Raw genomic sequence first — 15,425 nt, forward strand, 5'->3', positions numbered from 1 at the left:
GATATCCGGATCCCGACTCTAAGTTGAAATGGAATGAAAAAGGCCACATTTTCATGTGGCCTTGTATATGATTTTAAACTTCAGTAATCAAATTACAGATTTGCGCCGTGGCAGTTTTTGTATTTTTTGCCGCTTCCGCAAGGGCATGGCTCATTACGGCCAATAGCTGCTTCTTTGCGAATTGGTTGTTGTGGTACTGCTTCACGGGTATCTCCAAACTCAACACCTGGTTGCTCTGCACCAAACTCCTGTTTAGTGGTTTGCAATTTTGGTTGTTTTACCGGGGCTGGTGCTTCCCTAACTTCTTCAGCTTCCTGCTGAACCGGAATACCACCTTTATACAAGAAACTTACTACCTCTTTATTTACCGCATTAAGCATGTTTTTAAATAAGTTGAAAGCTTCCATTTTGTAAATCACCAATGGATCTTTTTGCTCATAAACTGCATTTTGAACAGACTGTTTTAAATCGTCCATTTCACGTAAATGCTCCTTCCAGCTATCGTCAATCAAGGCTAAAACGATTGTTTTTTCGAATGAGCGAACCACCTCTTTTCCTTTATTTTCAATAGCTTTCTTCAAATCAACAGCTACTTGAATACCGCGAATTCCATCGGTAAAAGGAACTACAATTTGTTCGATATGTTGCCCACGCTCTTCGTAAACCTGAGTTAAAACAGGTAACGACTGTTGAATAATCGCATCTGATTTGCGGGCATAAAATGCTTCAGCTTCTTCAAATAATCTTTCGGTTAACTGAGCTGCATTCGTAGAAGCAAAATCCTTTTCAGTAATGGCGGTATCTAAAGAGAAGTTTTTAATTACTTCTAATTTGAATCCATCATAATTTGCCTCTTGTTTGTACTCACTCACAATATCTTCAGCAACATCGTAAACCATGTTGTTCATGTCTACATCCAAACGTTCGCCAAACAAGGCGTTTTTACGTTTAGCATAAATTACCGTACGTTGTGAGTTCATTACATCATCGTACTCCAACAAACGTTTACGGATACCAAAGTTGTTTTCTTCTACTTTTTTCTGAGCACGTTCTATAGATTTGGTAATCATTGAGTGTTGAATCACTTCACCATCTTCAATTCCCATACGCACCATGATGCTTGAAATTCTTTCAGAACCGAATAAACGCATCAAGTTATCTTCTAGTGAAACGAAGAACTGAGATGACCCAGGATCTCCCTGACGACCAGCACGACCACGTAACTGTCTGTCTACACGACGAGACTCATGGCGTTCCGTACCCACGATGGCTAAACCTCCAGCGTCTTTAACTCCGGTGCCTAACTTAATATCCGTACCACGACCAGCCATGTTGGTAGCAATGGTTACAGTACCTGCCTGACCAGCTTCAGCAACAATATCAGCCTCTTTTTGGTGCATCTTAGCATTTAACACGTTGTGTTTAATTCCACGAAGTTTAAGCATACGGCTTAACAATTCTGAAATTTCAACAGAAGTGGTACCCACCAATACCGGACGACCTGCTTCGGTTAATTTTACGATCTCATCAGCCACAGCATTATATTTTTCACGTACTGTACGGTAAACATAATCTTGCTGATCAGCTCTTGAAATATTTCTGTTGGTTGGAATTTCAACCACATCTAATTTATAAATCGACCAAAACTCACCTGCTTCTGTAGTCGCTGTACCCGTCATACCGCAAAGTTTGTGGTACATACGGAAATAGTTCTGCAAGGTTACCGTTGCATAAGTTTGAGTGGCATCTTCAACTTTTACATTTTCTTTTGCCTCAATCGCCTGGTGTAACCCGTCAGAATAACGACGGCCATCCATAATACGACCCGTTTGCTCATCAACAATTTTAATCTTTCCTTCATCGATGATGTACTCTACATCAATTTCAAACAAAGTATAAGCTTTTAATAATTGGTTAACAGAGTGAATACGTTCAGCTTTTACAGAATAATCACGCATCAAAGCATCTTTTTGAACCACCTTATCTTCTAAAGGCAGCGCCGATTTTTCTAAATCAGCAACTTCAGTACCTACATCAGGCAATACAAAGAAATTAGGATCTTCTCCAGATTGCGTAATCAATTCAATACCTTTTTCTGTTAATTCAACCTGATTGTTTTTCTCATCGATGTAGAAATACAACTCAGAATCAACTTTAGGCATATTCTTAGATTGATCGGCCATGTAGTAGTTTTCTGTTTTTAACAGCAAGCCACGAACGCCACTTTCACTTAAGAATTTGATTAAAGCTTTGTTTTTAGGCAAACCACGGTAAGCACGTAATAATGCTAAACCACCTTCGCCTTCTTCAGTTCCTGTATTACCAGCGTTGATTAATTTTTTAGCTTCATTTAAAGCTTGAGAAACATAAGCTTTTTGTGCATTCACCAAACGTTCGATACGTGGTTTCAATTCATAAAATTCGTGTTCATCGCCGCGAGGAATCGGACCCGAAATAATTAATGGCGTACGGGCATCATCAATTAACACTGAATCGACCTCATCAACCATGGCGAAGTGTAATTTACGCTGAACCAACTGGTCAGGCGTTTGCGACATATTGTCACGCAGGTAATCGAAACCAAATTCGTTATTGGTTCCGTAGGTAATATCTGCGGCATAAGCTCTTCTTCTCTCTTCAGAGTTCGGCTCGTGTTTATCAATACAATCTACACTAATACCATGGAATTCGAATAAAGGTCCGTTCCATTCACTATCACGACGGGCAAGATAATCATTCACCGTAACGATGTGAACCCCTTGTCCGGCAAGTGCATTTAAATAAGCAGGCAAGGTAGAAACCAAAGTTTTACCCTCACCTGTAGCCATTTCAGCAATTTTACCACTGTGTAAAACGATACCACCAATTAACTGTACATCGTAGTGAACCATGTTCCAAACCACTTCTGTACCGGCAGCATCCCAACGGTTAGCCCATTGTGCTTTATCGCCTACAATTTTCACATTGCTTTTGCGGGCTGCATAATCCCTGTCGAACTGTGTGGCAGTAACTTCTAAATAATCGTTTTCACTTAAACGACGGGAAGTTTCTTTAACCACAGCAAATGCTTCTGGAAGAATTTCCAAAAGGACTTTTTCCAATTCTGTATCACGGTCTTTGCCTAAGGCATCTACCTGATCATAAATAGCTGTTTTTTGATGAAGGTCTAGCTCCTCACTTTCTGCCTCGGTTTTTAAGGCCGAAATTTTTCCATCAATTTCAGTCAAAAATGCAGAAATGCGCTCTTTGAATTCAATTGTTTTCCCACGCAACTCATCATTGCTTAAAGCTGAAAGTTTACTGTAGTGTTCATTTATGGCAATAACCAATGGCTGAATCGCCTTTATATCTCTCTCTGATTTACTTCCGAAAATCTTCGCTAAAAATCCTAACATTATATTTTAAATCGTATTTGTATTAATAAAAAGTGTATTACAACAACCAATCCATTGGCTTATCTAAGTCAATTTGGCTGCTTATAGTATAATTGGGGGGGGGTTGAAATCTTCAATAAGATTTGTCAAAAAGAAACCTAAGGGCTATTGTTTTTCGGTTTTTTCCGAATGGTTAAATCAGAGATTAGCTGATTAACGCATACATACTTAACAACTTTTGATGGAACCTGGGTGCCGCTTAAAGCAAGTGCAGTGTAGGATAATAAATAAGGATTATGCTCGTCGTTAAGCTGAACAGTTGGTTTCCCTACATTATTAACGCTGATTTTATGTTCATTACAATATTCACTTAACAGTTTTAGCCCTTCAACGCGTTCGGCTTTCGCCAAATGTGTTAAGCTAAAAAATACGAGTGATATGGTAACGAGGTGTTTCATTAATTTGCGGCAAAGCTAGTTTTAATCTTTTACAAAATGAAATTACGCATGCTCAAAAACCATACCTCTATTTCCAATTGTATTAATTGATATCTTTTTAACCTAAACAACTCTTTAAATTCAATCAATTTTAACATTTAACGATACAAAATCGCCGTACATCGTCACATCGCTGTTACTCAGCAGTAGGTTTGCTACTTTTATTTTAACGAAGCAAAACAGTGTAGCCATGGAAAGAAAAAATTTCATCAGGAGTTTAATGATTGGGGCAATCTCCACTCCGGTAATTATCGAAGCCTGCAAAAAAGCCGGCACTACAGAAAGTAATACTACCTCAGGTTCGGGGACGGCAAATACCTCAGCTGGAACAAATGGAACTTGTACCGTTGCGCCAACGGAAACCGAAGGTCCATTTCCTACAAAAGTTCCGGCATCATATGTACGCAGCGACATAACCGATGGCAGAAGCGGTTATAAAATGACAGCGAAGATTTCCATAGGTAATATCAATAATAGTTGTGCTGCTTTGGCAGGTGCCATTGTAGATATCTGGCATTGCGATGCCGAAGGTAATTATTCTGAATACGGGGGCACGGGCATGCAATCAACCAACTATCAATCTGTTCACTTTTTACGTGGCCGCCAAACCACTGATGCAAATGGCCTGGTAACCTTTACTTCTATTTTTCCTGGTTGGTACAGTGGGCGTGCAACTCATATTCACGTACATGTTTATAGTGCCAGTGGAACATCATTAAGTGTAACACAAATTGCTTTTCCTGAAGGTGCCGGAAGTGCTGTTGCATTGGTAAACGGCTATTCAAAAGGCCTGACTGGTTATACCTATAATAATGCCGATAATGTTTTTAGTGATGACAAAACGGGCATTGAGATTGCAAAAGTTAGCGGAACTTTAGCTGCTGGCTTCGATTTAACTTTTAAACTTAACGTAAGAGCATAATATTCGTCCTATTTTTTTTATTTTACACAGACGTTAGGATATCCTGACGTCTTTTTTAATTTTATGCCATGTCCCAAAAAATAATTACGCTTTGTTATCGGAAAATCATTGATGATTCTAATTCCAGTCATTGGGATAAGTTTGTTCATGAAGATAGCTTTTTAGAGTTTAAAATGCAGTCTCAATTTTACAATCAAGATGGAAAATATGGCACATTTGCAGAATTACTGATGCATGTTCCGGGGGCAGATAAACTTCATTTTTTGGTAAGCGCTGCCATTACAGGTTACTTGCGGCAGCTTAATGGCATTATACCCGATATTTTAGATAACCTGGGCAGGCGTTTTCTAACTTTTGAAAATTTTAAGTTCGAAATCATTAATTCGGATTTTAATGACATTGAAAAGCATAAGGTGGCTATCAATTTTTTTTCGAAACCATTGGTGTGGCATGAGCGTATCGATAATCATTTGCTGGTTTCCCAGTTCACTGGAGCTGAAACGGATGAAACATTCACTAATCTCTTCCAAATTCAACCTTTTGTAAGTATCCATTCCATTAAAACAATAAGTTAGCATGAGCCCAACACCTGGAAAGATTTTTTTAGCCGATCAACGGGGATTAACGGAAAGCAATACTTTAAGGAGATACAGCACCTTTAACTTTGAAAAATATAACGATGAACATAGGGCACCATCGGGAACGCTGTTTGTTTGCAATGACGAATCTATAGCTGCCGGAAAGTTAATTTTTTTCCTATCAAAGGAAGATTCCTACCAAATATTTTTTCCCATTACAGGTGGGTTAGATATTGTTCAGGGCGGAAAGGAATTTGCTGTTGATACCGGACAAGTACAAATACTTAATTTGGGTAAAGGTGAGGTTTTGGAAATTAGTAACCCCTACCCTAATGATGTAATTAACTATATTCAAATTGGGCTGACCACAGATCTGTTTTTACTTCGAGCGAGCGAAATGCTTTTTAAATTCGATTTTGATCAAAACAAGAATCAGCTCATTGAAATCGTTTCTACACCTAAATTATCATTCAAATTAAGTGCGGGTATTTTTGATGGTCGAGTGGAGACAACTTATACCTTAAATAACCCTGATCATAAGCTCTTTTGTTTGGTGATTGATGGTGCTTTTGAAATTGAAGGCAGGTTGATGCATGCCAGAGATGGACTGGCACTTTGGGATGTTAAAAAGGTTGAGCTGGAAGCGTTAAGCAATAATGCTATTGTTCTGGTATTGGAACATTTTTAATTTTTTAAAGTTACTTCTTGATTAAAGAGTTATGTTTTTTCACCTATTACGACAAAGTCGTATTGCTATTAATGCACTCGTTAGAAACGAGCGCAAGCATGAATAGCCGATTTTGATGCAATGGGTTTTGCGTTAGGGATTGTAAGGGTTCAGTACCAATTTTTCATTGGTACCGCAGCGAAGCGGAGCCCTGAAAAGCCCGCCCCTTGCGCAGCTTGGGGAACGCCCAAATTACTTTACAGTTTTAGTTGGCAGTTTGCCTTTGACTTTTTTTTAACTTTCCACTTTTGACTTTCGACTTTCCGCTTTTGACTTTCCACTTTCAACTTTTACCTTCTTCCCCTCACCAAATATGACATCCTACTTAAATTAATCCAAATCGAAACTTTTATCTTCGATAAATCGTTAATACAAGCACATGAGAGGTTTTCGTTTTTCTGATTATAAGCCTGGCGATACGCCAAAAGGTGGGTTTGATGAGTTGCTGAAATTATTTAGCGAATTGCTAAATTATACAGCAGGAGATGCGGCAGAGGCATTGAGTTGGTTAAATGAGCTCGACAAACAATATAAATTAACCAATAATGATTATGGCATTGGTAATTTCATTGATGATTTAAAGGATAAGGGTTACCTCACCGAAGATAATCAATCTGGCGAATTTAAGATTACAGCCAAAACAGAGCAAACTATCCGAAAATCAGCGTTAGATGAAATTTTTGGCAAGCTCAAAAAATCGGGAAGGGGAAATCATAACAGCAATCAATCGGGTATTGGAGAAGAGAAAAATGCCGATCGCAGGGAATATAATTTCGGAGATAGTCTGGATCAGATCGACATGACTGCATCTATTCAGAATGCTCAGATCAATCATGGAATTAATAATTTCACCCTGACCGACCGCGATTTGGAGGTGGAAGAAAAGGATTTTAAAACCCTCACTTCAACAGTGTTGATGATCGATATTTCTCACTCGATGATTTTGTACGGTGAAGACCGAATTACGCCAGCTAAAAAAGTGGCTATGGCTTTAGCCGAATTAATTAAAACCAAGTATCCAAAAGACACATTGGATATTGTTGTTTTTGGAAATGATGCCTGGCCAATTACCGTGAAAGATTTACCTTATTTACAGGTTGGGCCTTACCATACCAATACTTTCGCAGGCCTGGAACTCGCCACCGATTTACTTCGCCGCAGAAAAACTCATAACAAGCAAATTTTTATGATTACCGATGGTAAACCAACCTGCTTGAAAGAAAATGGAAAATACTACAAAAACAGTATGGGCCTGGATAGAAAGGTAATTAATAAAACCTTAAATATGGCCGCTCAATGCAAACGGTTGAAGATTCCCATTACCACCTTCATGATTGCTAAAGATCCATACCTACAACAGTTTGTGCGCCAATTTACTGAAATTAATGGCGGCAGAGCATTCTATAGCTCTTTAAACGGCTTGGGTGAATACATTTTTGAAGATTACATTAAGAATAGAAGAAAAACAGTTAAATAGTCGGAAGTTTTTGGCTGAAATTGAATAGATAGGACACTAAGACAATAGTTAAGTGATTGAAATCACAAGAGATATTATTAATGGCAAAACGCACAAATAGATACAAGTTAACATTAGAAGAAATATCTTTAGCAAAAGAAGATGAGGTAAAAAATGCTCCATTAAAATTGGAATTTGACAATCATGATAATCTTTTCAATATTATAAATGTTGTAAAAAGCAAAGCTATTTTTGAAGATGAAAATCAGAGTACCGAATTTGCCATCGGCTTGAAAATGTTTACTGAGGTGATTCTAAAAAACAGAGATAATGAACTTTTCAAAGAATTGCAACCAGCCATTGCTGAGTTTATGAAGAAATTGAAAAGTAAATAAGTTAAAGGTTGAAGGTAAAAGTTTTAGGTTTAAATATCCAAACTTGCAACCTACAATTGGCAACTCATAACACAGATATATGCAAAACACAACTCTAGGCCAGTTAAAGGCCACAAATTATAAATCAAGATCAGTTAAAGAAGAACTTCGCGAAAACCTCATCAAAGTTTTACGTGATAAAAAAACGGAGTTTGAAGGAATTATTGGATACGATGAAACCGTTATTCCAGAACTTCAAACCGCAATTCTTTCCCGACATAACATTTTACTTTTAGGATTACGTGGGCAGGCGAAAACGCGTATTGCCCGTTTAATGGTCAACTTATTAGATGAATATGTTCCTTATGTTGCCGGAAGCGAGATTTTTGATGATCCTTTAAATCCTATTTCGTGGTATGCCAAGCATGAGATTGAAACTAAAGGAGATGAAACTGAAATCGCCTGGTTGCATCGCAGCGAACGCTATACAGAAAAGCTGGCTACGCCAGATGTTACCGTTGCCGATTTAATTGGCGATGTTGATCCGATTAAAGCGGCAACATTAAAGTTAACGTATAATGACGAACGGGTAATTCATTTCGGATTAATTCCCAGGGCGCACCGAAGTATTTTCGTGATCAATGAGTTGCCAGATTTACAGGCCCGTATCCAGGTAGCATTATTTAACATGCTTCAGGAAAAGGATATTCAAATTCGTGGTTTCAAGTTACGTTTACCTTTAGATATTCAGTTTGTGTTTACAGCAAACCCTGAAGATTACACCAATCGGGGCAGCATTGTTACCCCACTGAAAGATAGAATTGAAAGCCAGATTTTAACGCATTACCCAAAAAGCATAGAAGTTTCGCGTAAAATTACTTTCCAGGAAGCGAAACTTACCGCAGCCCAAAAAGAAAATATCGAAGCTGACGGACTGGTAAAAGATTTAGTTGAGCAAATCGCTTTTGAAGCCCGTAAAAGTGAATATATTGATCAAAAATCAGGAGTTTCGGCTCGATTAACCATTTCGGCCTTCGAGAATTTAATCAGCACCGCTGAACGCAGAATGTTGATTTCTGGGGAGAAAAACACTTTCGTTAGGTTATCTGATTTGGCTGGAATTATCCCTGCCATTACCGGTAAAATAGAGTTGGTTTACGAAGGTGAATTGGAAGGCCCGGCTCATGTAGCCACTACCTTAATCGGCAAAGCGGTAAAAACTTTGTTTGCCCGTTATTTTCCTGATCCGGAAAAAGCAAAAAAAACTAAAACGGCCAATCCCTATACTGAAATTACAGAGTGGTTTACAGAAGGAAACAATGTTGATATAACAGATACTTTAACCAATTCGCAGTACAAAAAAGCCTTGATGCTGGTGCCAAGTTTGTATGATACCGTTAAAAAATTCCACCCGAAGTTAAGCGAAAATCAAACTTTATTACTGATGGAGTTTGTACTGCATGGCCTGGCAGAATATTCTCAATTGAGTAAAAATTATCTGAATGGCGGTTTCGGATTTTCTGATATGTTTGGCAGTTTATTCAATGCTGAATTTGACGAGGAAGAAGATGAAGACGATTTCAGATAGCAATTAAATTATACATTTTACTAGCTTTGATATTTCTTTCTAATAAGAGAGAAATATTAAAGCTTTTTTATTTTAATAACATTTAAATGGGAAGATTACCCTTCATTATTGCTGCTTGCATACTTATTACCGCCTTCGATATTTATTGCTTCAATGCCTTGATGGCAGTATTTAAGAACTGGAAACCAAAAACAAAGAAAGTTTTCGGGATTTTCTACTGGACCTTCAGCGTTTTATTAATTGTAGGTGTTTTTGCTGGGATATTCCTAAATCTGTTTTTAACTCTTCGGGCTATTATACTAGTGGCTTTCTTTTTAACCGTAGCCTGCAAAATGGCTATGTTGCCTTTTTTATTAATTGATGATTTACGCAGGCTTTTCATTAAGTTATTTAGAAAACCATCCAAAGCTCAACCTGACAGTGCAACATCTCCACAACCAAACAATTTAAAAACCGAAGAATCAATATCACGTTCAGAATTTTTGGTTAAAGCTGGTTTAGTGGCGGCGGCAGTTCCTTTAACTTCTTTGAGCTGGGGCATTATTTCAGGCGCATATGATTATCAGATTAGAAAGGTAAATCTCATTCTTCCAAATCTCCCAAAAGCCTTTGACGGAATTACCATGGCACAAATTTCTGACATCCATTCCGGCAGTTTCTATAACAAAACAGCGGTGAAGGGTGGCGTAGAGATGCTGCTTGCAGAGAAACCTGATTTTGTGTTCTTCACCGGTGATTTGGTGAATAATCTAACCAATGAGGTGAAAGATTATCAGGATATTTTCTCGAAAGTTAAAGCACCTTTAGGCGTTTATTCTTCTTTAGGCAACCACGATTATGGTGATTATTATTTTGGTAAAGAATCATCACCTGCAAAGGTTAAAAACCTGAAGGACATGGTTGATGTACATAAGATTATGGGTTACGATTTATTAATGAACGAAAACCGCAGGCTTAAGGTTGATGGAGAGGAAATTGGCATTTTAGGTATCGAAAATTGGGGTATGGGTCGTTTTCCAAAATATGGCAAAATGGAATTGGCTGTACAAAATACCGATGATTTGCCTGTTAAACTTTTATTGAGTCACGATCCCTCGCACTGGCGTGGAGAGGTGCTGAAAAAATACCCACAGATAGACGCCATGTTTAGCGGACACACCCACGGCATGCAGTTTGGTGTTCGCTTAAAAGAGTACCAATGGAGCCCGGTTCAATATATTTATAAAGAATGGGCTGGCTTATACCAGGAACAGAAACAACAATTGTATGTTAATGTTGGCTATGGTTTCTTAGGCTACCCAGGCAGAGTTGGGGTTTTGCCGGAGATCACAGTTTTCACTTTGAAGAGAGCTTAAAAAAATGATTGAGTTTTGAATGATTGAATGAGTGAAAATTGTCTGCCAAACGCAAGAACATTCACTTATTCAATCATTCACTCATTCAATAATTCACTAATTCGTTATCCTGCATTAAAGCGATATCCCACGCCTCTTACGGTTTGCAGCAATTGAGGATTATCTGGATTCAATTCGATTTTCTTACGCAAACGAACAATGTGCATATCTAATGTACGGGTGTTCACATCAGAGTTATAACCCCAAACCACCAGCATTAATTCATCACGGTTGATCACTTTACCCGGATTACGCAAGAAGTAGAGTAAAATACGGTTCTCTAAGATCGTCAACTCAATTTTCTTCCCATCTCTGAACAAAGTATGAATATTCGGGTGGTGTTCCATGTTACCAAAACGGTGAATTTCAGCAGTATCTTTATTTACAATAAACTTCACCTTGCTTTCCAGCATCGCCACCAAAACATCCATATTGAATGGTTTCGTGATATAATCTGACGCACCGAAATTATACGCATCAATTTTATCTACATCCTGCGCCTTCGCAGTCATCATGATAATCAGATTTTCGAAACCTTGCTTACGCACATTTTCGCAAACTTCTGCGCCCTGCTTGCCTGGCATCATCCAGTCCAGCAATACAATATCTGGCTGGTCGGCAATAATCATTCGCTCGCCTGATTCACCATCGTTGGCCTCCAATACATTATAGCCTTCAGTCTTCAATCGATGGGCCACTAAAAAGCGAAGATTTTCATCATCCTCAACAATTAATATTTTTACTTCTTTAGACATTTGTGTGTTGTTATATTTTGAATCGTTTTAAGGTTTAATATTTCAAGTTGCCAGGTAATATTATCACACTTAAACTTTACGACATTTTAAATTATTTCAATTTTACTTGTTATAAGGCAGCACAATTTTAAATTCTGTACCATTGCCCACTTTACTTTTTACAGAGATTTCTCCCTGCATAAAGTTAACCAGTTCTTTGCAGAAAGCCAAACCCAAGCCCACACTTCCCATCTGGTTGTATTCATTCTGTATTCTAAAAAACTTTTTAAAGATATTGTTTAATTCTGAAGATGGAATGCCAATTCCCTTATCAGTAAAACGAAAGACCAAAACACCTTTAATTAATTTAGCACTGATATGCAGCTTTTTGTTTGCAGGTTTTGAATATTTATAAGCGTTTTCAGCCAGGTTATCAAACAAACTGCCTAACAATACCGGATCGGTGATAAAACTTTTAAAGCCAAGTACCTCGTAGGTGATTTTGAAATCAGGATGTTTCAAGGTGTGCGATTCAATTGTACTTTCAATAAAATCCTCAATATTAACCTGCTCCTGATTTAACTTAATTGCCTTGTTCTCAATCTGTGTAAAGGCTAGCAGCTTATTCATCAAACCATTCAGTTTGTCGGCCTCCTCATCCAGAATCTTACCATAAAGCTGCTGTTCTTTCTGGCTTAGCGCTGTGGCACTTTTAATGTTGTTTCCTGCAATCTTAATCACACTCACGGGTGTTTTAAACTCATGGGTAAGGTTATTCACAAAATCGTACTGGAGCTTAAACATTTTGCTATTGATGTTCAAATTGCGGTAAATCAAAAAAGCAACCAATAGCAACACACCGTAAACCAGCAACAAGACCAACGCAATTGGCATGAAATAAATGAATATTTCTTTTTTGATGTATGATTTAGATGAAGTGAAATAAAGTTTGAAATCAGAAAATGCACCCGGAAGTGCTATTTCGGTGGTCATGTTCTCGTCCGAAGTATCAATCGGATCATAAGTTAAAGGTTCTACTTCTATCTTTTGATACAATAAAGGTCTCGTATTGATTACTTTAATTTTGTTCGGATCAAGCTGAAAAACCAGCATGTCTTGCTGATAAACCGGCAAAGGATCAAGCTTACGGCGCATCATATCCTTATAAATCTTCAAATCCTCCCGTCTCGGTATATTGAGATAGGTAATCTTATTTGATTTAACTACCGAAAAATTAGTGAACAATTCTTCCTGAGTGGGAACTGCAGCGGTATCTAACTGATCTACAAAAGTAACCAGCTTGTAGGCCATGGCATTAAAATCATCGCCAACTTTAAATGAACGCGTATCGTACTCTGAAAACAGCTTAACCGAATCGGGTGAAACGGTTTTACCAAACTGAAATATCGATTTAGGACCAATGGACAAACTTCCAACATTCATCCCATCCTTCACCGGAATATTTTTCACTTCGGTATCGTAAAAAGTAACCTTTGCAATAAATGGATATTTAATGGTTACCGTATCAACAAACTTTGCAGCAGTTGCCGAATCTAAAAACCCATTATAATAAGATATTTCGGGCATTTTATTCTGAAAGAAATCGTTATAGGCTTTGATGCTTTGCTCTAAAACATTCACCTTTTCAGATACAAATTCGTTCTCAATAGATTTTTTACTGTAGTTAAACGCTAAAAATAAAGAGAGGATGAATAGAATGGAGATGAGTATAATGAAGGTAACGCCAAGCGAGGAATTTTTCCGGTAACCACTTTTCTTATCCAGGGCCATAACCTATTTCTTACTCAAGTTTGTTTTTAAAAATTCTTCCAAAGCTTTATACAAAGCCGTTCTACCTTGCTGGCGTAATACCGGATTGGGTCCTTCCTCTTTTTCGATATACGTAACAGGTACATTTCGCTTTTTCAATTCTTTAATAAACTGAACTCCTTCTGCTACGTTTACCCTCGGATCTTTTGGGTTTTGTGCGATAAATAAGGGCGACTTAAAACGATCAGCATGAAAAACAGGCGAAGCGAAACGCATATAGTCAGTATCTGTAACAGGGTTACCCAAAATTTCATAGTACATCTGCAGGTTCGACTTCAAAAACGGAGGAATCGTTTTCAGGTAACTGAATAAATTGATTACGCCTGAATTTGATCCGCCACAACTATAAAGATCAGGATTTTTATACAAACAATTTAGTGCAATATAACCACCAAAACCATTTCCGTAAATGGCTACTTTTTTCGGATTCGCGATTTGCTTATTTATTAACCAACGTACGCCATCATTCACATCTTCCTGTATCTTATCACTCCACTCCTTAAACCCGGCTGCATAAAAAGATTTGCCATAGCCTGTTGATCCTCTGTAGTTAACCTGCAAAACAGCATAACCACGGCTTGCCAGAAACTGCACTTCAGCATTGTATCCCCAACTGTTTCTCCCGCCGGGGCCATTATGAGGCAAAACCACAACCGGTAAATTAGTTGCTTTTTTATTTCGTGGTAAGGTGAGATAGCCATTGATATGTAAACTATCTCTACTTCTGAAACTAATGGGCTTCATATCGCTCATCATTTCTTCATTGATGGCAGAATTAATATCTGTTAGTTTTCTGAGTTTATTTTGGCTGGCGGTGTACAGATAATATGAACCTGGGTTTTTATCTGTAAATGTTCTAATGACAAAAACATTTTCCATTTTATCCTTCTCCATGATGCGCCACTCAGAGCCTGGCAAAAGCTGATCGATCTTACTGTAAGTGTTTCTAGATTGATCATCGAGATAATATTTTTTCTTCTTCCAGGTTTCGCAGGTTACGAACAACATCTTTTTTTGCGTACGCGAATACCTTGCATCAACAACATTTAGTGTATCATTTGCAAACAATACCTTTTTTTCTTTCCCATTCTTTAAATCCAAAGCTACCAAAGCATTTTTATCACGATTTACGTTTGAAATGGCATAAAGTACGTTCGGTTCTTCTTCTGAGAAGGCAATTGGCTGAAAAGTAGTTTCAAAGTTATTGGTTAAAACCGGCTTAAAAGTTTGCGTCTCATTTTCGCGGTATAAAAGGGTTTCATTCACGCCATCACTGGCTACAGCAATTTTCAATACGCCTTTATGATCGGTCATCCACTCTGTGATATTACCCGGATTTTTGGCAGCAATATCCATTTGTCCGTTACGTACATTCAGGCGGTATACGTCAAAAACCGTAGAATCTCTTTTATTCGAAGCAACTACGATGTATTTATCATCTATCAGCTGATCTTCAATTACCCGCAGCCGCGTCTTCTCGTTCGCACTTAGCTGCACTTGTTTACTGCCATCTTTATTGATAACGAAAATGTCTGACCGGCGGTCCTTGGATTCATCTTCTGTATAATAAATCAGTTCGTTATTGCTGGTCCAGAAATGAAAACTTATTGTTTTTTCGGTTAAGTGCGTAAGCTGCACACTGTTTCCGGTGGCCAGATCCTCTACAAAGAGATCTAGTTTCCGGTCTTGCAATTTCAGGTACGATAAACTTTTACCATCTGGAGAAATGTGATAGTAAGCCTTATCAAAAGTTTTAAAAAAATCATCTACAGGTATAGTTTGCTCATTCCGGGAACTTTTACACCCCCAAATTGAAGCCACTAATACGAATAAAATAATTCTTCTCAACATAAACAATTTTCTCACGGGATGACAAAAATAAATATCCCGGTTAGTTAACCACGCATTACACCAACAATGTTACTTACTGATTGAAATCAGCTTGCGGCTC

12 protein-coding genes are annotated in these 15,425 nt (G+C 38.0%); 7 read left to right on the top strand and 5 right to left on the bottom strand.

All coding sequences use genetic code 11. The features are described from left to right. Positions 1–92: 92 nt before the first annotated feature. Together secA and EA772_RS03275 are read right to left on the bottom strand one after the other, a co-directional pair. Complete coding sequence (gene secA, locus EA772_RS03270; protein ID WP_124911164.1) at positions 93–3,395, bottom strand: preprotein translocase subunit SecA; 3,303 nt, start codon at positions 3,393–3,395, stop codon at positions 93–95. Positions 3,396–3,532: 137 nt separating this feature from the next. Then, entirely contained in the window at positions 3,533–3,832 is a 300-nt protein-coding gene (locus EA772_RS03275) for a hypothetical protein (RefSeq protein WP_010599073.1), read from the bottom strand. 229 nt (positions 3,833–4,061) lie between these two features. Between EA772_RS03275 and EA772_RS03280 the strand changes: the two genes are divergently transcribed. The 7 genes from EA772_RS03280 to EA772_RS03310 all read left to right on the top strand — a co-directional run bounded on the left by EA772_RS03280 (position 4,062) and on the right by EA772_RS03310 (position 10,871). Next, complete coding sequence (locus EA772_RS03280) at positions 4,062–4,793, top strand: intradiol ring-cleavage dioxygenase (protein WP_124911165.1); 732 nt, start codon at positions 4,062–4,064, stop codon at positions 4,791–4,793. A 68-nt stretch (positions 4,794–4,861) separates the two neighbouring features. Further along, entirely contained in the window at positions 4,862–5,368 is a 507-nt protein-coding gene (locus EA772_RS03285) for a hypothetical protein (RefSeq protein ID WP_116169145.1), read from the top strand. A gap of 1 nt (position 5,369) precedes the next feature. Beyond that, complete coding sequence (locus EA772_RS03290) at positions 5,370–6,059, top strand: hypothetical protein (protein WP_124911166.1); 690 nt, start codon at positions 5,370–5,372, stop codon at positions 6,057–6,059. A 418-nt stretch (positions 6,060–6,477) separates the two neighbouring features. Beyond that, positions 6,478–7,575: a VWA domain-containing protein gene (locus EA772_RS03295; RefSeq protein WP_116169142.1), complete on the top strand. Its 1,098-nt coding sequence runs from the start codon at positions 6,478–6,480 to the stop codon at positions 7,573–7,575. Between the two features lie 80 nt (positions 7,576–7,655). Continuing rightward, the gene (locus EA772_RS03300) at positions 7,656–7,949 is read left to right on the top strand and encodes a DUF3861 domain-containing protein (protein ID WP_124914966.1); all 294 of its coding nucleotides are present in this window, start codon (positions 7,656–7,658) and stop codon (positions 7,947–7,949) included. A gap of 79 nt (positions 7,950–8,028) precedes the next feature. Then, complete coding sequence (locus EA772_RS03305) at positions 8,029–9,516, top strand: sigma 54-interacting transcriptional regulator (protein ID WP_124911167.1); 1,488 nt, start codon at positions 8,029–8,031, stop codon at positions 9,514–9,516. A gap of 86 nt (positions 9,517–9,602) precedes the next feature. Further along, positions 9,603–10,871, top strand: coding sequence for a metallophosphoesterase (locus tag EA772_RS03310; RefSeq protein WP_124911168.1), 1,269 nt, complete (start codon positions 9,603–9,605; stop codon positions 10,869–10,871). A 104-nt stretch (positions 10,872–10,975) separates the two neighbouring features. Here EA772_RS03310 and EA772_RS03315 read toward each other — a convergent pair whose 3' ends face one another. The 3 genes from EA772_RS03315 to EA772_RS03325 all read right to left on the bottom strand — a co-directional run bounded on the left by EA772_RS03315 (position 10,976) and on the right by EA772_RS03325 (position 15,325). Then, entirely contained in the window at positions 10,976–11,665 is a 690-nt protein-coding gene (locus tag EA772_RS03315) for a response regulator transcription factor (protein WP_010599064.1), read from the bottom strand. Positions 11,666–11,767: 102 nt separating this feature from the next. Then, on the bottom strand, positions 11,768–13,435 hold the full coding sequence (locus EA772_RS03320) for a sensor histidine kinase KdpD (protein WP_116169138.1): 1,668 nt from the start codon (positions 13,433–13,435) through the stop codon (positions 11,768–11,770). Between the two features lie 3 nt (positions 13,436–13,438). Beyond that, positions 13,439–15,325, bottom strand: a complete 1,887-nt coding sequence (locus tag EA772_RS03325; protein WP_124911169.1) for a prolyl oligopeptidase family serine peptidase — start codon at positions 15,323–15,325, stop codon at positions 13,439–13,441. Positions 15,326–15,425 lie beyond the last annotated feature (100 nt).

It is taken from the genome of Pedobacter sp. G11, assembly GCF_003860265.1.
GTDB lineage: Bacteria > Bacteroidota > Bacteroidia > Sphingobacteriales > Sphingobacteriaceae > Pedobacter > Pedobacter agri.